This is a genomic window from Steroidobacter denitrificans, from assembly GCF_001579945.1.
Classification (GTDB): domain Bacteria; phylum Pseudomonadota; class Gammaproteobacteria; order Steroidobacterales; family Steroidobacteraceae; genus Steroidobacter; species Steroidobacter denitrificans.
The window spans coordinates 560,148-575,031 of record NZ_CP011971.1; the positions used below are offsets into that span (position 1 = coordinate 560,148).

At 61.5% G+C, this 14,884-nt stretch carries 16 protein-coding genes, 1 tRNA gene and 1 riboswitch; of the genes, 9 read left to right on the top strand and 8 right to left on the bottom strand.

What is annotated here, in order from left to right; genetic code table 11:
* Nucleotides 1-432: 432 nt before the first annotated feature.
* Together ACG33_RS02380 and ACG33_RS02385 are read right to left on the bottom strand one after the other, a co-directional pair.
* The gene (locus ACG33_RS02380) at nucleotides 433-723 is read right to left on the bottom strand and encodes an XRE family transcriptional regulator (RefSeq protein WP_066918386.1); all 291 of its coding nucleotides are present in this window, start codon (nucleotides 721-723) and stop codon (nucleotides 433-435) included.
* Nucleotides 720-1,058, bottom strand: coding sequence for a type II toxin-antitoxin system RelE/ParE family toxin (locus tag ACG33_RS02385; protein ID WP_066922712.1), 339 nt, complete (start codon nucleotides 1,056-1,058; stop codon nucleotides 720-722). Before ACG33_RS02385 ends, ACG33_RS02380 begins: the two co-directional genes overlap by 4 nt.
* 588 nt (nucleotides 1,059-1,646) lie before the next feature.
* Here ACG33_RS02385 and ACG33_RS02390 point away from each other — a divergent pair.
* From ACG33_RS02390 to ACG33_RS02400, 3 genes are read left to right on the top strand one after another with little or no spacing between them, the layout of a single operon-like run.
* Entirely contained in the window at nucleotides 1,647-1,964 is a 318-nt protein-coding gene (locus tag ACG33_RS02390) for a type II toxin-antitoxin system RelE/ParE family toxin (RefSeq protein ID WP_066922714.1), read from the top strand.
* Nucleotides 1,964-2,263 (top strand): NadS family protein, encoded by a 300-nt coding sequence (gene nadS, locus ACG33_RS02395; protein ID WP_066918388.1) that lies wholly within the window; start codon nucleotides 1,964-1,966, stop codon nucleotides 2,261-2,263. Before ACG33_RS02390 ends, nadS begins: the two co-directional genes overlap by 1 nt.
* Nucleotides 2,264-2,292: 29 nt before the next feature.
* A complete protein-coding gene (locus ACG33_RS02400) occupies nucleotides 2,293-2,586 on the top strand; it encodes a hypothetical protein (protein ID WP_066918390.1) in 294 nt (97 codons plus the stop codon).
* Between the two features lie 84 nt (nucleotides 2,587-2,670).
* Here ACG33_RS02400 and ACG33_RS02405 read toward each other — a convergent pair.
* From ACG33_RS02405 to ACG33_RS02420, 4 genes are all read right to left on the bottom strand, one after another.
* Nucleotides 2,671-2,746 (bottom strand) — tRNA-Arg (locus ACG33_RS02405).
* A 307-nt stretch (nucleotides 2,747-3,053) separates the two neighbouring features.
* Nucleotides 3,054-3,776 (bottom strand): YebC/PmpR family DNA-binding transcriptional regulator, encoded by a 723-nt coding sequence (locus ACG33_RS02410; protein WP_066918392.1) that lies wholly within the window; start codon nucleotides 3,774-3,776, stop codon nucleotides 3,054-3,056.
* Nucleotides 3,777-3,860: 84 nt separating this feature from the next.
* Complete coding sequence (locus ACG33_RS02415) at nucleotides 3,861-4,256, bottom strand: DUF1840 domain-containing protein (protein WP_066918394.1); 396 nt, start codon at nucleotides 4,254-4,256, stop codon at nucleotides 3,861-3,863.
* A gap of 113 nt (nucleotides 4,257-4,369) precedes the next feature.
* A complete protein-coding gene (locus ACG33_RS02420) occupies nucleotides 4,370-5,464 on the bottom strand; it encodes an HDOD domain-containing protein (RefSeq protein ID WP_066918396.1) in 1,095 nt (364 codons plus the stop codon).
* Between the two features lie 415 nt (nucleotides 5,465-5,879).
* On the opposite strand from ACG33_RS02420, the gene ACG33_RS02425 reads away from it, so the two are divergent.
* Entirely contained in the window at nucleotides 5,880-6,728 is an 849-nt protein-coding gene (locus tag ACG33_RS02425) for an MBL fold metallo-hydrolase (RefSeq protein ID WP_066918398.1), read from the top strand.
* 4 nt (nucleotides 6,729-6,732) lie between these two features.
* Nucleotides 6,733-8,382 carry an ATP-binding cassette domain-containing protein gene (locus ACG33_RS02430; RefSeq protein WP_168159998.1) on the top strand — a complete coding sequence of 550 codons (1,650 nt, stop codon included), beginning with the start codon at nucleotides 6,733-6,735 and terminating at the stop codon, nucleotides 8,380-8,382.
* Between the two features lie 273 nt (nucleotides 8,383-8,655).
* On the opposite strand, the gene ACG33_RS02435 is transcribed toward ACG33_RS02430, so the two are convergent.
* Nucleotides 8,656-9,576, bottom strand: a complete 921-nt coding sequence (locus tag ACG33_RS02435; protein ID WP_066918402.1) for a PhzF family phenazine biosynthesis isomerase — start codon at nucleotides 9,574-9,576, stop codon at nucleotides 8,656-8,658.
* A 109-nt stretch (nucleotides 9,577-9,685) separates the two neighbouring features.
* A riboswitch (TPP riboswitch) is annotated at nucleotides 9,686-9,815 on the top strand.
* A 71-nt stretch (nucleotides 9,816-9,886) separates the two neighbouring features.
* Here ACG33_RS02435 and ACG33_RS02440 point away from each other — a divergent pair.
* Genes ACG33_RS02440 through ACG33_RS02455 form a run of 4 tightly spaced genes read left to right on the top strand, consistent with a single transcriptional unit; the run spans nucleotide 9,887 to nucleotide 13,902 of the window.
* Nucleotides 9,887-12,172, top strand: a complete 2,286-nt coding sequence (locus ACG33_RS02440; RefSeq protein ID WP_066918404.1) for a TonB-dependent receptor — start codon at nucleotides 9,887-9,889, stop codon at nucleotides 12,170-12,172.
* Entirely contained in the window at nucleotides 12,173-12,421 is a 249-nt protein-coding gene (locus ACG33_RS02445) for a thiamine-binding protein (RefSeq protein WP_210399148.1), read from the top strand.
* A 6-nt stretch (nucleotides 12,422-12,427) separates the two neighbouring features.
* Nucleotides 12,428-13,096, top strand: a complete 669-nt coding sequence (gene pnuC / locus ACG33_RS02450; protein ID WP_083536373.1) for a nicotinamide riboside transporter PnuC — start codon at nucleotides 12,428-12,430, stop codon at nucleotides 13,094-13,096.
* Nucleotides 13,084-13,902: a choline/ethanolamine kinase family protein gene (locus ACG33_RS02455; RefSeq protein ID WP_066918407.1), complete on the top strand. Its 819-nt coding sequence runs from the start codon at nucleotides 13,084-13,086 to the stop codon at nucleotides 13,900-13,902. The genes pnuC and ACG33_RS02455 overlap by 13 nt, the downstream gene beginning before the upstream one ends.
* Before the next feature lie 25 nt (nucleotides 13,903-13,927).
* Here ACG33_RS02455 and gpmA read toward each other — a convergent pair whose 3' ends face one another.
* Nucleotides 13,928-14,680 carry a 2,3-diphosphoglycerate-dependent phosphoglycerate mutase gene (gene gpmA, locus ACG33_RS02460; RefSeq protein ID WP_066918409.1) on the bottom strand — a complete coding sequence of 251 codons (753 nt, stop codon included), beginning with the start codon at nucleotides 14,678-14,680 and terminating at the stop codon, nucleotides 13,928-13,930.
* Between the last annotated feature and the right edge of the window lie 204 nt (nucleotides 14,681-14,884).

Sequence of the window (14,884 nt, forward strand, 5' to 3'; positions counted from 1 at the left end):
TCCACTCCAAGCTGATTACCCTTGAGAAAAGAGCTGAATGTGTCCCCATTCTGTTGGGGTTTCACAAAAAGTAGACTGGCGCGCCTGGTGAGAGAAACTTCAAACTCTTTCCGTATCGAACGTCTCTTCTCAACCCTGATGGAATGGGATAAACACTTGAACGGCTTGCCTGGATTCGCGCCAGTTCCGTAGACGAGGGAACATTTCTCTGCCACCTGCTCCATCACTTCTCTGCATTAGGTGTTGTCTGATTGCGGTAATTCCACCATAACGTGAATTATGGTGGATATGACGCACCCTTCTGCGGAGCGGTCGCGCACTTGTGGCGCGAATCACCGCGCGGGCACGCCCGCTAATCACTGCAAGGGAGGCAGCTACGACGTTAGGCTGGGACATGATAGGGCCGCCAAGCAGCTCGCGTGGCCTGCCGCATTACACCAGTTCCAGCCTCACCTCACGCCCAAGCGCCCGCGCAGCCTTGAACACTGTATCGAGCTGAATCCTGTCGTTGTTCGGGTCGAGGATGCGGTCAAGCTGGCTGCGGCTCGTGTGCATCCGTTTAGCCATTTCATTCTTGGTCAGGCTCTCCTTCGCCATGGCGTTTTCAAGCTGCCATGCGAGGGTACGCTTGATCGCCAGCGCGCTGGTTTCCTCGTAGGTGCCTTCGTCCTTCAGGAAACTTTCGAAGGACGAGCCGATGCGCCCTTTCTTTTTCCTGCTCATGTGCTTACCTCTTTCTTTCGTTTCAATGCCAAATCCAAATCCGCCTTCGGAGTTTTCTGCGTCTTCTTGATGAACCCGTGCAGCAGAACCATCTTTCCGTCCTCGACACAGAAGATCATGCGCGTAATGCGCCCACGGCTGATGTCGCTGCGGATTTCATACAATCCTTTACCGAGCGAGCGGCAGACGGGCATCCCGACAGGCCAGCCGAATTCGGCGGTGGCAATGTCCTGGCCGACGATGCGGCGGTCAGGTTCGTCAAGCGCCTTGAGCCATTCCCGCACTGGCTCGTTACCCGCCGCCGTGCAATAGAACGCCGCTGGAAGCTTCTTGATCTCGACCACGCGCGAATACCCCTTTTTATTTATAGTACCGTATAAGGTACATTTTGGTCAAGATCAAAAACAGCAATGGGCCGCACGACCGGGAGCGCCGCGAGGCGTGCATCAGAACGGTATGTCGTCGTCCAGGTCGTTATCGTTGGCTTTCTCGCAAGCCCTGTCAGTTCTGGCATTCGGAACGACTGGAGGACAAGAGAGCGGTGCTAAAGCTTGCCTTCACCGGCCCGGCTGGCCTACATGCGAGATAAGGGACTTAAAACTCCCGAAGTGACCCTGCCTTTCAAGGTCTTGAACGATTTTCGGAATGGGAAAAGCAAAGTGGCGCGCCCGAGAGGAGAAACTTCGAACTCTTTGCTGGATACGCTGACTGGCTGGAATGCCTATCTCGAGCGCAATGCGCCAGCTTATCAGCCATCAAGCGCCATAGAGGACCGCTTCTCCGCCCTCACCGATGACTGTCGAAATCACGCGGCAGAACCGCTGGCGAGGGATTCCAGATAGGCGATGACCGCATCGGAGCGGCCTTCCTGAACCAGCATATCCTTCACTGGCGTATAGCCGCCGTTGGCGTATAATAGTTGGGTGATCTTCCTGGAAACACCTGTCTTCACGCGCCAGATTCAGGCGCTGGTTGACGATGACCAATACCGGGAACTGCAAGCCCGGCTCATGGCCAAGCCCGAGGCAGGCGACCTGATCCCACGCAGCGGGGGATTGCGGAAGATCAGGATGGGTCTGGCAGGCCGCGGCAAACGCGGCGGTGCCAGGGTCATCTACTACTGGGTAAAGCCCAGATCACAGATTTACATGCTGCTCGCCTACGCCAAGAACGAGCAGGAAGACCTGACTGCCGACCAGCTCAAGGTCTTGAAGGACTTGGTACAAGAGGAGTTCGGCTAATGGACCCGAAACTGTTTGCAGAGCTGACCAAAAGCATCAAGCAAGCTGGCGCCATCGCGCGGGGCGAGCGCAAGCCGTCGCGTCGCTTTGAGTTCACGCCGTCCAGGATTCAGGCTGTGCGGGAGAAGACTGAACTTTCGCAGGCTCAGTTCGCCCGGCTGCTCGGCGTCAGCATCAAGACGCTGCAGAACTGGGAGCAGGCCCGACGAGCTCCGACCGGACCGGCCAAGGCTCTGCTTCGGATTATGGAAAAGGAGCCTTCTGCCGCGCTGCGCGCCCTGAGATCAGAAGCGGCGTAGTTACGATTTCCCTACGCTGAGCAATTGGAATGCCTGCCTTGCGGCAGGATCAACAAGCCCGTGATGCTTACGTCCACATCGACGTGGTGGTGGAGTCCATGCAGCAGACACTGTTCCCTGAGCCATCAGGCGGCCCGGATTCGGTTCGCGAAGCGCCTGACCTTCTGGTCGAGCCCGCAACGATCGATCCCACGTTGGCCGAGCTTGCGACCGCGCTATCCCCCAAGGCCCGGCTGGGAAGCCTCAGCAACAAGGCGGAGGAATGTGCGCCATTGTCGGTGATTGCGTTGGCGGAGGCGGTGCGGCGCGTGGGTGCCGAATGAGCGTAGGCTGCCGCGCCTGAGCTGGCCATCCCGTTTGCCGCGGGGGAAGACTTTCGCGGATCGGGCTGGACCTCACTGGAAAAATGGCGCGCCCGGAGGGATTCAAACCCCCGACCCTCGGTTCCGAAGACCGATGCTCTATTCGCTGAGCTACGGGCGCGTCGTGTATGTCGCTGTAGGGCCTTGCGGCCAGCCCTGCGCCGATCATTGCGACCGCAGGGTGAATTCTACTTTGATCACGAGCGGCGTGTCGCGTCGCATGACACTGGTCGAATGATACTGGATATACCGGCCTTCCTTTGGCGCTTTTCGAGATCGCGGTGATCGGAATATCACGGGGCTCCAACGAAATGACGCTTACGGCGATTTTTCGGCCGTGGCAACATCGTGAAGATTCATTTCGTTAGAAGCACTAAGACGAACGATTACATGGAGCAGCTGCTTAACGAGGCGTCGTGCGGGCGCGATCAGGCCAGCGTGTGATACACCTTCTGCACATCCTCGTCCTGCTCGAGTTTGTCGATCAATTCCATCACTTCGGTGGCCTGGGGCTCGGGGAGTTCCGTGGGCGTCAGGCAAATATATTCATGTTCGGCCGATAACGGCGTGATATGGCGGTCTTCCAGTGCCTTCTGCAATTGACCGAACTCGGGAAACAGGCAGCGGATCACGAGCTGGGGTTCGTCTTTCTCGCCGATGCTTTCGCCCATTTCCTCCAGACCGTGATCGATCAGGTACAGCTCCAGATCATCCTGGTCGATTCCTTCGGGGTTCAGACGAAATACACCCATCTTCTTGAACTGGAAGCTGACACTGTTGGCGGTGCCGAGATTGCCGTCGTGCTTGGAGAAAATATTGCGCAGGCTGGCGACGGTACGGGTGGGATTGTCCGTAGCCGCCTCGGCCAATATAGCCACGCCGTGAGGGCCATAGCCCTCATAGAGGATTTCGGTGTAGTTGGCCGCTTCCTTGCCCGAGGCGCGGCGGATCGCCGCCTCGACCTTGTCCTTCGGCATGTTGACCGCGCGCGCATTCTGGATCACCCGGCGCAGTTGCGGGTTGCCTGCGGGGTCGGGGCCTCCTGCCTTCACGGCGATCGTAATATCCTTGCCGATGCGCGCAAACTGCTTGGCCATGCGGTTCCAGCGCGCAAACATCGTGTGCTTTCTGACTTCGAAAATGCGTCCCATGGAGGCCTCGAATCCTGATCGTGGCACTAGTTTAACGGGTTTGCGGGCAGCCGCGGTGGCGGGTGTTTCGTCATGCAGCCGGGTTTAGCTTGCCTGCCACATGACCTCGGCACCCGCCGCAGCGGCTCGCTTGAGCAGAGCGATCAGCGGTACTGCGCGCATTTCGATGGAAATCGGCGGCGCCTGGTCCGCGTCGGAGTGCTCCCGGTGTGAGTCGTCGCCGACTTCGGCGGACGCCACCTTGGAGGATGCGGGGGCGCGGGAGACTCTGTCGTCAGTCTGCGCCTGGGCTTCCGCCCGAGCTTCCGTTTTCAGTCGTTCGACTGCTTTCTCGAGTGAGCTCAACGCCGCCGGCACATCCTCGGCACCGAGCGCGCCGGGAACCCGGCCCGTGGTCCCCATGAGTTTCAGCAGGGCGCTGGCGTGCTCGCCGAACAGAGTGATTGATTCGGTGGCGGTGGATCGGAAGGTGACCAGCATTCAGAAGCTCCTCGGCACAATTTCGTCGCGCCGTCATCACTGATTTTTCGGGCAGTCCGGACCGGCTAGGCGAGCGGCACTCCCTAGAAGCGGGCAGCGGTCCGGTTTTTGCGCTATTCCCGGTCGGCGGACAGGGCGGCCTGCAGCATTCGACGAGCGTCATCGTGCGGCAGGCCCTGGGTCGTGAGCAGTGTCTCAGCGTCGTCACGATCCAACATGCCGCGTGCCTCCAGCATTGCAGCAGCCCCGCATAACTCACCGTAATACAAACAACGTCCCAGCATCGACATCGACGACGGCGGCTGCTCGTGCAACTGTTCGTCGAGGGCCAGGAGGGAGGGATCGGGCAGTGCCCATGAGGATGCAATGAGCCGTGCCACCGAGGACGCATGCCGGCGCATCGATCGTGCGAATACCTCGGCATGAGGCGAAAGATCCGGATGCCCGCTATATATATCCATCGCCAGCCTGAACAGGACGATACGCGCCAACGGCCGCAACAGTCCCAGCAGTTGAGCAACGAATGGATCGGCACTGCCGGCCGAACGCGCACCGGTCTCCGCCGCTCTGGCCGAGCGCTGTGCCTGCTCCCAGGTGATTTGCGCGAAATCTTCGAAGATCCCCTTGGGGACGCGAAACACGGGTTGAAGAATCGCGCTCGCCACCAGCCCGCGCAGGCCGTCGGTCCCGAGCGCGCGCACGGCGGCGTCGAGACTGTCGATAGGCATGGGCGAGGGGCGGTAATAAGCGCTGTTGGCACGCTGCAGCACGTTGCCGGCGAGCGCCGGATCATCCAACAGCAGGCGTACCACGTCCTGGCGGGTACTTTCGTCATCGTTCAGCATCTGCAGCAGCCTGGGCAGCAGCAGCGGCCGGCGTGGAAAATAATCACGCTGATGAATGGCGGCGGCGAGGCCCTGTCCAATACGCTCCAGGACAGCTTCATGTGCGCTGAACGGCTTATCGGCGGGCGCGAGCCCGAAGGCCAGTTCGTCGCACCGTGCCAAAAGAACGTCGGTTGCGGTAGTCGAGAAGCGCAGTTCGTTATCCGCTGTAGACATTTCATTCCGGGCTGCCTGCTCGGTGGCCGAAGCACCTCTTTTCACCGCCGCAGCCGTTCCCGGATCCTCCGGCCGACGGTGACGGAGAAAAAACACGCTCCAGGAGACGACCGCCAGGGTACCCAGTCCTGCCAGCGAGGCAATCATGATGTTCGCAGAGACGGTGATGTGCGAAACTCCCTTTGACCCGTACCGTGACGATCTGTATCGATACTTATGGTTTCAGCGTCGAATCCGTCGGGGCAGTGATCGTAGCCGTTGCCGTCCGACTCCCGGCCGGTTGACCGGCCGGAGCTGGGTACACGATGCCTTGCATGTTTTGATGCCGGACCGATTCGAGCTATGCATCCCGATCATAGCGGGAATCCGCTAGCGCTGGAACAGCGACTGCGGCGCGGCCGGCTTGGCCCTGCATGCCGCCATCGGGTGGGTAGCATTCACATCGCCGCTGTTGGGTGTTGGCTGATCGATTCTCCAGCGGTGACTGGTCGTCCCCGAGTGTCCACTTCTGCTTGACGCCCTTTGTGGTTAATCTGTCGGCTTCTCTGCGTTCGAGGTTGGGATGTCGCTCGTATCAGGCCAGCTGGATCAGATTGCCGTCGCAGTACGGCGTCTCGTGGCACGCAATCCTGGATATATGACGGGACCGGGAACGAATACGTATCTGCTCGGTACGGACCGTTGTATCGTGATCGATCCAGGCCCGGATGATCCGATGCATGTCGAGCGGATCCTGGCTCAGACTGCGGCGCGTATCGATGCCGTGCTGGTCACCCATACACATCCGGATCATTCCCCCGCCGCCGCCGCCCTGGCGCAGGCGAGCGGGGCGACGATCCTGGGACGTCCACCGCCCCTCCATGGACGGCAGGACAGGACGTTCGCGCCGCTGCGGGTCTTGAACGATGGTGATGAACTGCGGGTCGACGAAATGCACCTGAAGGTGCTGCATACACCGGGGCATGCCTCGAATCACTTGTGCTTCCTGCTCCAGGAGCAGGGGTTGCTGTTTACGGGAGATCATCTGATGCAGGGGTCTACCGTGGTGATTGTGCCGCCCGATGGGAACATGCGTCAGTATCTTGATTCGCTCGAGCGCCTGAAGCGCGAACCGGTCCGCTGCATCGCCCCGGGGCATGGCGAATTGATCCAGGACGCGACGGCCGAGGTCGATCGGTTGATCGCTCATCGCTTGGGGCGCGAAGCCAAGGTCTTATTGCGATTACGCCAGGCCGGTAGGGCACGGATCGAAGCACTGTTGCCTGAGGTTTATGATGATGTCGATGTACGGCTGCACCCGGTCGCGATGTTTTCACTACGGGCACACCTGCTGAAGCTCGAAGAAGATGGACGCGTGTGTCGCGATTCGACAGCCGATGATGCCGCCTGGTTTGCCGCGGAAACGGACTGACGCCTTGCAGATTGCCGAACCCGCATCGATCGAGCTGGCGAATTGTTCGCTGATCCTTGACGGCCAGGCTGTACTGCAGGACGTCAGTTTCACTCTGCGCCGCGGCGAGCGTTGGGCGCTCATCGGCGCCAACGGATCGGGCAAGACATTCTTGCTCAAGATGCTGCGGGGCGATGTGTGGCCCACGCCGACGGGGCACGAACGCCGTTGCTACCGGTTCGACGGCAACGTCAGCAATGAGCCGCGCAACATCAAGCAGTACATGGCCTACGTCGGGTCAGAACATCAGGACAAGTACATTCGCTACGGTTGGAATCTCAGCGTGACGCAACTGGTCACGACCGGCCTGTTCGATGAGGATATTCCACTGACCCGGCCATCGCGCGCACAACGCGAGCGGGTGGCGCGAGTGATACGCCGATTCAGTTTATGGGGATTACGCGATCGCCGTTTTTTGAGCCTGTCCTATGGGCAGCGCCGCCTGGCGCTGGTGGCGCGGGCGTTTGCCGGTCCAGCCAAGGTGCTGCTGCTGGACGAGGTGTTCAATGGGCTCGATGCGAGCGCAAAAAGACAACTCAGGCAGGCGTTGGAACGGCCCCGTGGCGGCCATGACTGGATATTGACTTCGCACCGGCCCAAAGAGCTGCCGGCCAATGTGACGCATATAGCCGAAATCGTGGCGGGCCGAATCGTTTCGGCCGGACCGGTAAGCTCGCCAGACGCGAAGGGATTGATGCAGCGCAGCGGGCCGACAGCCGTTGTACGCAGATATGATCGAGCGGTGGAGGTGAGCGAAGCCGATGATCCGGTGCCGGTGCGCGCCAAGCGTTCGGGGGGCGGCGCCGAAGCTTGCCATGGTGTCGCGAAGACCGGCTCCATCGATCTTCCGGCCGCATTGCGTTCTCGCCCTGCCGGGCCGAAGGATTCCACCCGCCGCGGCTGGCTGGTGCGCATCCGCAATGCCGATGTCTATCGAGACTATCGCCGTGTGATCCGCGGGCTCCACTGGACCTTGAATCGGGGCGAACACTGGGCGGTGCTGGGTGCGAACGGCTCGGGGAAATCCACCTTGCTGAGCCTCCTCCATGGTGATCTGCACCCGGCGCTGGGTGGTACGATCGAGCGGTGGGGATGCCCATTCGGCACGCCGATCGAGCGTTGGAAGCGGCGCACGGGCTGGGTGTCGCCGGAACTGCATGCAACACACGAGACGGTGCAGTCCATCGAACAGGTCGTGATTTCGGGGCGTTATTCCAGTGTCGGGCTATCAACGCAGCCCACGGCCCAGGATCTCGGGGCGGCCCGGCGCTGGATGCGTTTTTTCGGTATCGAGCGGCTGCGCGAACGCAGACCGCGCCAGGTGTCTTATGGACAGTTCCGGCTGGCGCTGTTGGCGCGCGCCATGGTCAATGACCCTTGGTTGCTGTTGCTGGATGAGCCTTGCACGGGTTTGGACGGTACGGTGCGCGCGCATGTGCTGTCGTTCATTGAAGCGGTGGCGCGCGGCGGCACCCAGGTGGTCATGGCGGTACACGATTCCGAGGACATCGTGCCCTCGATCCGCCACGTGCTGAACATACAACGCGGCGGCCGGACGACTACGACATTGCGCGCTGCCCAACCGGGACTGCGTGCCACCTCCCGATCCGCGTGAACCCGCGTTGATTCGCCGTTTCGCCTCGGCACTCCACGTAAATCCGTTCTGATTCGCGGTATCGTCAGCGACTCTTGCGCAAATTCGTCATGATTGCGCGGCTCCACTCGAGGCCTTGGCTATCCATGCCCTCAGGATTTCGAAGCATAGATAGCCAAGGCCTCGAGTGGAGCCGGGTTTCGTCGAACGATCTTCAACATCGAGATCAAGAATGGAAATCAAGAGTCGGCGTAGGATGTGACCCACGACGGATCCAGATCCTCGGGTGGAAGTCTACACCGGGATCTCGGCTTCGTATATGATCACGGCATCGCCGATGATGCGCACCGACTGTGCGACGCGGCCGGAGCATTCGACTTCGATTTCCACGGTGCCGGGACGGCGCATCCACATGCCCTGCCGGCCGCGCAGTACAGCCCGGCCCTCACGAGGTGTGAGCAGGCCGTTGTTCACCAGGTAGACGCCGAGCATGCTGTGGGCATTGCCGCTGACCGGGTCTTCGGGAATGCCCCTTGCGGGCACGAACATGCGCGAGATCGTTTCGATCTGTCCGTCCTGCCCATCGGTGCCGTCCGCCGCTGCGAACACGAAGTAGCCTTCCGCCCCGACGTGCGAGGTGAGGCGCGCCAGTTCTTCGAAATTCGGCTTCAAAGAATCCAGCAGCGCGACGGAATTCAGGCCGATCAACAGTCGCGCGCCGCCTTTCGTCATGATTTGCAGCGGGCAGTCACCATGCAAGCTGGGGCTGGAAATACCCAGTGCGTCGAGCACCTGACGACGATGATGATCGGGAATGACCGGACCGAGCATCGGCGGATTCTGGGTAATGCCGATCCGGAAATCTCCGTCGACTTGCGTCACGTCGATCTCGACGATTCCGACGTCGGTGCGCAGGCGCAGGCGGCGCTCCGGCATGTCCATCTTTTTCGCAAGTACATAATGCGCCGCAATGGTCGCGTGCCCTACGAAAGCGACCGGGTGGCGGGGCGTGAAATACTTGATCTGCAGATCGTGATCGCTGGACTCCGCTTCGAGCACAAAGGCGGTTTCGCCGTTGATCTCGGCGGCCATCGTCTGCATCTGCTCCTCCGACAGCGCGTCGGCGTCCAGCACGATGATGGCGGGGTTGCCGCAAAAACGCTCACGCGTGAACGCATCGACGTGGAAAAGCCGGCATGGACGGCGATTGGACATGGACGGAAGTCCTCGTTGGGGGGAGCTGGAAGCCGACACTTATGGCGGAACTGCGGCTGAACGTCAATCGTCGAGTGTGGCGCTGAGCGGCATAATCATGTAACAATCGCGCTTGCCTAAGGGGTGGTCCCGATAGGGACCTGAGACGCCGGATGTGATCGCTTGCGATCGCTCAGTCGGCGAACCCGTTGAACCTGATCCGGTTAGTACCGGCGTAGGGAGCAGGTCGTGCATTTTCATTTCATCAGATCATCATCTGCTTTCAGAGCGTCGAACGCCGGATCTTCTCTACTGCAAAGAGGATCTGGAGATGTGTAGTTCGGTTTCGAGCCGTGGCTGGATCGGCGGCTTGCTCGTGGCGATGATGGCCGGCGCGATCGGTGCCGACGCCGAGGCGGCGCGGCCGCAGGGGCAGGTATCCGCGCCTTTATCTCATCCCGGGATTTCTGCTTTGGCCGCCCGGAGGATCGCTGCGGCTCAGATGTCGCCGGTACCGGTCGCCGGGAAGATGACCCCGGCGGCTACCGGGACTGCCGTCGGCGTGGAACGCGAGACCGTCCTGGAAGAAGTCGTCGTGACCGCCACCCTGCGCGAGCAGGCACTGGCCGACGTCCCTGCGAGCATCACCGTTCTGAGCCGTCAGACTCTGCAGGACGCAGGCCGGCAGCATTTCCAGGATGTCATGACGAGCGTACCCAATCTGCATTGGGCAGGCGGCACTTCACGGCCGCGCTTTTTTCAGATTCGCGGCGTCGGGGAACGTGAACAATGGGAAGGTGCGCCCAATCCTTCGGTGGGGTTCCTGATCGACGATATCGATTTCAGCGGTATCGGCATGCCGGCCACGTCCTTCGACGTGGATCGCATCGAGGTGCTGCGTGGGCCACAGGGCCTGCTTTATGGCGCGAATGCGCTGGCCGGCCTCATCGCGGTACGTGGGCGCGCCCCCGAGCAGGCGTTCGGCTTTGCGACCGAAGCCTCGCTGGCGGAGTTCGGCGGCCGCTCGCTGGGCGCGGTTGCGACCGGTCCCGTACAGTCGATGAACGCCGCCTGGCGAGTGTCCGTACAGCGTTTTCGCAGCCACGGCTTTCGCGATAATGCCTATTTGGGGCGCGACGACACCGATGGCCGCGATGAACTCAGCGCGCGCGCGAAATGGCTGTGGCAGCCGGGAGAACAGACCCGCGTGCAATTGACCTGGTTGCACACCGATCTGGATAACGGTTATGACGCCTGGTCGATCGATAATTCGCGCCGTTCCCTCGCCGATCGTCCCGGCAAGGACGCCCAGCAGGCCGATGGCGGCGCGCTGCGTGTGGAAACACCTGCGGGCTCGTTGGGCCGGTTGACCTTGATTGCGACGGCTTCGCAGGCGGATGCGGAGTATAGCTACGACGAGGATTGGGGTAACGCCGACAGCTGGGCACCCTATGTCTACGATTATTTCTATAGCGCACTGAGCACCCGGCGGGGCCGCAGCCTGGAGGCGCGGCTGGCCTCGGATGATGAGGGCCACGCCGGCGAGCTGTCCTGGCTGGTGGGTGCCTACGCCCTGGATGTCGATCACCGCATCGATGAACTGCGCGACGGTGTGTTCGTCGATCCGGACTATCCGGAATATTCCGGTACCAGCTTCGATCGGCTGGCGAGCCGCTACGATGCCGTCAATGCCGCTTTGTTCGGTCAGCTCGAAGGCAGACTGGACGAGCACTGGGGATGGTCGTTCGGGCTGCGTGCGGAACAGCGCACGGCGCACTACCGCGATCACGGCATCCAGAGCGGGCTGTCGCGTACAACCGATGCGAAGCAGCGCAACCGCATGCTCGGCGGACAGGCGTCCTTGTACTTCGATACGAGCGCCGGCCTGAGGTTGTATACGACCTTGTCGCGCGGCTACAAGGCGGGGGGATTCAATCTTGGCCGAGCCTCGGCCCTGCGCGAGCGTTTTGCGCCGGAGTATTTGTGGAGCCTGGACATCGGTGCCAAGGGCGAGTGGTTCGACCGGCGTCTGTATGCGGATATCGCGTTGTTCCATATGTACCGCGACGATATGCAAGTCTCCACGGGTATCCAGCTGGAGGGTGCGGCCGGCGGCTATCTGTTTTTGACCGACAATGCCGCCAGCGGGCGCAACACCGGATTGGAGGCCAGCCTGCGCTGGCGGGCGTTGGAGCGGTTGGAACTCGGCGGGACGCTGGGTCTGCTGCATAGCCGTTATTCGGGGTTTCACTCGACCGGCGTCGATGTCAGCGACCGTGATCAGGCGCACGCGCCCGAGTATCAGCTTTCGCTCAATGCGACCTGGCGACACCCGCTCGGCTGGATGGCCAGAGTCGATTTCGTTGCGGTCGACGACTATTACTTCGATGTGCCTCCGATAGATCAGCGCGCGCTGGCGTATTCGCTTACGAACCTGAAGCTCGGTTATGAAGCGGAGCGCTGGGGCGTGTATCTGTGGGGCCGCAATGTATTTGACGAGGAATACGTGGTGCGTGGCTTCTATTTTGCAAACGAGCCGCCGGACTGGGCTGACAAGCGCTACACCCATCTCGGAGAACCACGTCAGTTCGGTGTCACGGCGCGTTGGGAGTTCTGAATGATGCGTACTGCAGTAGAAATCAGCCTGTATCCGCTCGATGCGGATTTCATTCCTGCCGTCAAGGGATTCATCGAGCGTCTGAACGCCTATCCGGAGCTTCAGATCACGACGAATGCGATGAGTACCCAGATCGCAGGTGAGCATGTGCGGTTGTTCGAGATTCTAGGCATGGAGACCGCAGCAAGCTTCAGTGAGGCCGGCCGCAAGGTTTTCGTGATGAAAGTGCTGGGCGGATCGGCGCCGTAGCGGCACATGCAGGAGCCGCTTGAGCAGTTGCTGGCGACGTCGCCCTGGGAGGCCGGGGCGGCCTTGCTGGGGCTCGCCTACCTGCTGCTGGCCGTTCGCCGCAGTCTGCTGTGCTGGCTGTGCGCGTTCATCAGTACCGCAATCTACCTGGTGCTGTTCGCGCGCGCGTTTCTGTACATGCAGTCGGTGCTGCAGGTGTTCTACCTGATCATGGCGGTTTACGGCTTTTCGCAATGGCGCCGGGGGCGCGATGCCGCCGGGGAGGTGCTGATCCGCTCCTGGAGCGCGCGGCGGCATGTCGTGGCGGCTGTGTTGATCGTTGGCGTTTCTTTGGCGAACGGCTGGCTGTTGTCACGCACCGATGCGGCGGCGCCCTACCTCGATGCATTCGTGACCTGGGGCAGCATCGTCACGACCTGGATGGTGGCGCGCCGGGTGATCGAAAACTGGCTGTACTGGATCGTGGTCGACGGCGCGGCAGCCTGGCTGTATTTCACGCAGGGATTGCTGGTCACCACTGCATTGTTCATCGTCTATCTCGGCATCGTGGTGCATGGATATCTGGTATGGCGCCGCCGGCAGCGCGTGCAGGACGAGGACGATCAGGGTCAGTCGCGAAGCGCCCATGCCGAAGTGGCGGCTGCAGGTAACGGCGGGCGACCGTGGGCGCCATAAACCACATTGCACCGGCCGTTCTTGCCGCCGCACAGGTGCTCGGGCTGGAAGCCGCCGCCATCACCAGCGTAACGGATATCAAGCACGGTCTGACCAATCGAAGCTGGCTGGTACGGGCGGACGGTGAAGCGCTGGTGGTGCGGCTCAGCGATGCGGCCGAGGATGCGCTCCAGATCGATCGTGCCAGCGAGGCTCGTATCCTGTCCGCGGTCGCCGCCGCCGGTATCGGACCCGGTGTGCTGCATTGTGACCCCGACCGGCATATTCTGGTGACGCGCTATCTGGGGCCGACCTGGAGCTTCGAGGCCGCGGGCGATGAACGCAACATCGAGCGTCTCGCCGTGCTATTGCGGCGTCTGCATCGCCTTACACCGCCGGCATCGGTTCGGCGGGTCGATCTGACGGCGACGGTGGAAGGCTACTGGCGCACACTCGATGAACATGCCGCCGATGCACCGGCACTGCACTCTCTGCGCAGCCGAGCACGACAGGTTGCCGGTTGCCTGGATCGTGATGCGATTGCCTGTTTGTGCCACAACGACGTGCATCATCTGAACATCGTCGAGGTTCCAGGCGGCGACACTTTACGGTTGATCGACTGGGAGTATGCCGGCATCGGCGAGCCCATGTTCGACCTCGCTGCCGCGTGCGTCTATCACCGTCATGATCGGGCTCGTCGGCAGCGGCTGCTGGCTGCCTATCTGGACGGTGTCGAACCAGCCGCATGGCACCGCCTGGAACTCGCCTGCTGGCTGTTCGAGTATGTTCGCGAGCTGTGGACGGCCGTGCGGGAACTCGCGTCGTAGATTGCCGCCGGGATTGCCGCTGGCGCTATTTTTTCGTCTCGGTCTGCTTGGCCACCGCGTCCGCCGCGGCCTTGATGGCCTCGGGATCGCCCAGGAAACGGCGCGAGACGGGTTTCAGCGCGTCGTCGAGCTCGTAATGAATGGGCACTCCGGTGGGAATATTGAACTCGACGATGTCGGTGTCGGACATGCCATCGAGCATTTTCACCAGGGCGCGCAGGCTGTTGCCGTGCGCGACGACCAGCACGTTGCGTCCAGCCGCAAGTTCAGGCGCCAGGCGGCTGTTCCAATAGGGCAGTACCCGGTCCAGGGTGGTCTTCAGCGACTCCGCGGCAGGCAGTTCCTGGGGTGGCAGACTCGCATAGCGCCGCTCGAAGCGCGGATGGCGGGGATCATCGATCGGCAGCGGCGGCGGCGGCACGTCGTAGCTGCGGCGCCAGAGTTTCACTTGCTCGGCGCCATGCTTGTGGACGGTCTGCGCCTTGTCCAGACCCTGGAGCGCGCCGTAGTGACGCTCATTCAAGCGCCAGCTGCGCTCCACGGGCAGCCACATCAGGTCCATTTCATCCAGGATCACCCACAAGGTACGAATGGCGCGCTTGAGCACCGAGGTGAACGCCAGGTCGAACGCGAATCCTTCCGTCTTCAGCAGCCGGCCGGCCGCGCGTGCTTCCGCGAGTCCCTGATCGGTCAGGTCGACGTCGACCCAGCCGGTGAACAGATTCTCCAGGTTCCAGGTGCTTTGTCCGTGGCGGATCAGAACGAGTTTTCCAGGCATGGCGATATCAGTAAAAAATCAGGGGTGTCTCAAGAAATCAGGGGTGTCGTCACAGGGTGTCTTTATACCAGAGTTGAATAACAGGCTGGGATATCGTCGCTGCCGCGCCGGGGCAGCGACGAATGAACCTCGGCGCCGATAGAGCCGGCACGCCGGGTGGCATGCAAGGGGCGGCGTGCAAGGGGCGGCATGCAGGCGCCGGCC

What these genes read in the sequence shown, in the direction of transcription:
- ACG33_RS02380 (WP_066918386.1), bottom strand. Translation starts at nt 723, where the DNA reads ATGAGCAGGAAAAAGAAAGGGCGCATCGGCTCGTCCTTCGAAAGTTTC.
- nadS (WP_066918388.1), top strand. Translation starts at nt 1,964, where the DNA reads ATGGACCCGAAACTGTTTGCAGAGCTGACCAAAAGCATCAAGCAAGCT.
- ACG33_RS02400 (WP_066918390.1), top strand. Translation starts at nt 2,293, where the DNA reads ATGCCTGCCTTGCGGCAGGATCAACAAGCCCGTGATGCTTACGTCCAC.
- ACG33_RS02410 (WP_066918392.1), bottom strand. Translation starts at nt 3,776, where the DNA reads ATGGGACGCATTTTCGAAGTCAGAAAGCACACGATGTTTGCGCGCTGG.
- ACG33_RS02415 (WP_066918394.1), bottom strand. Translation starts at nt 4,256, where the DNA reads ATGCTGGTCACCTTCCGATCCACCGCCACCGAATCAATCACTCTGTTC.
- ACG33_RS02420 (WP_066918396.1), bottom strand. Translation starts at nt 5,464, where the DNA reads ATGATTGCCTCGCTGGCAGGACTGGGTACCCTGGCGGTCGTCTCCTGG.
- ACG33_RS02425 (WP_066918398.1), top strand. Translation starts at nt 5,880, where the DNA reads ATGTCGCTCGTATCAGGCCAGCTGGATCAGATTGCCGTCGCAGTACGG.
- ACG33_RS02435 (WP_066918402.1), bottom strand. Translation starts at nt 9,576, where the DNA reads ATGTCCAATCGCCGTCCATGCCGGCTTTTCCACGTCGATGCGTTCACG.
- ACG33_RS02440 (WP_066918404.1), top strand. Translation starts at nt 9,887, where the DNA reads ATGTGTAGTTCGGTTTCGAGCCGTGGCTGGATCGGCGGCTTGCTCGTG.
- ACG33_RS02445 (WP_210399148.1), top strand. Translation starts at nt 12,173, where the DNA reads ATGATGCGTACTGCAGTAGAAATCAGCCTGTATCCGCTCGATGCGGAT.
- pnuC (WP_083536373.1), top strand. Translation starts at nt 12,428, where the DNA reads ATGCAGGAGCCGCTTGAGCAGTTGCTGGCGACGTCGCCCTGGGAGGCC.
- gpmA (WP_066918409.1), bottom strand. Translation starts at nt 14,680, where the DNA reads ATGCCTGGAAAACTCGTTCTGATCCGCCACGGACAAAGCACCTGGAAC.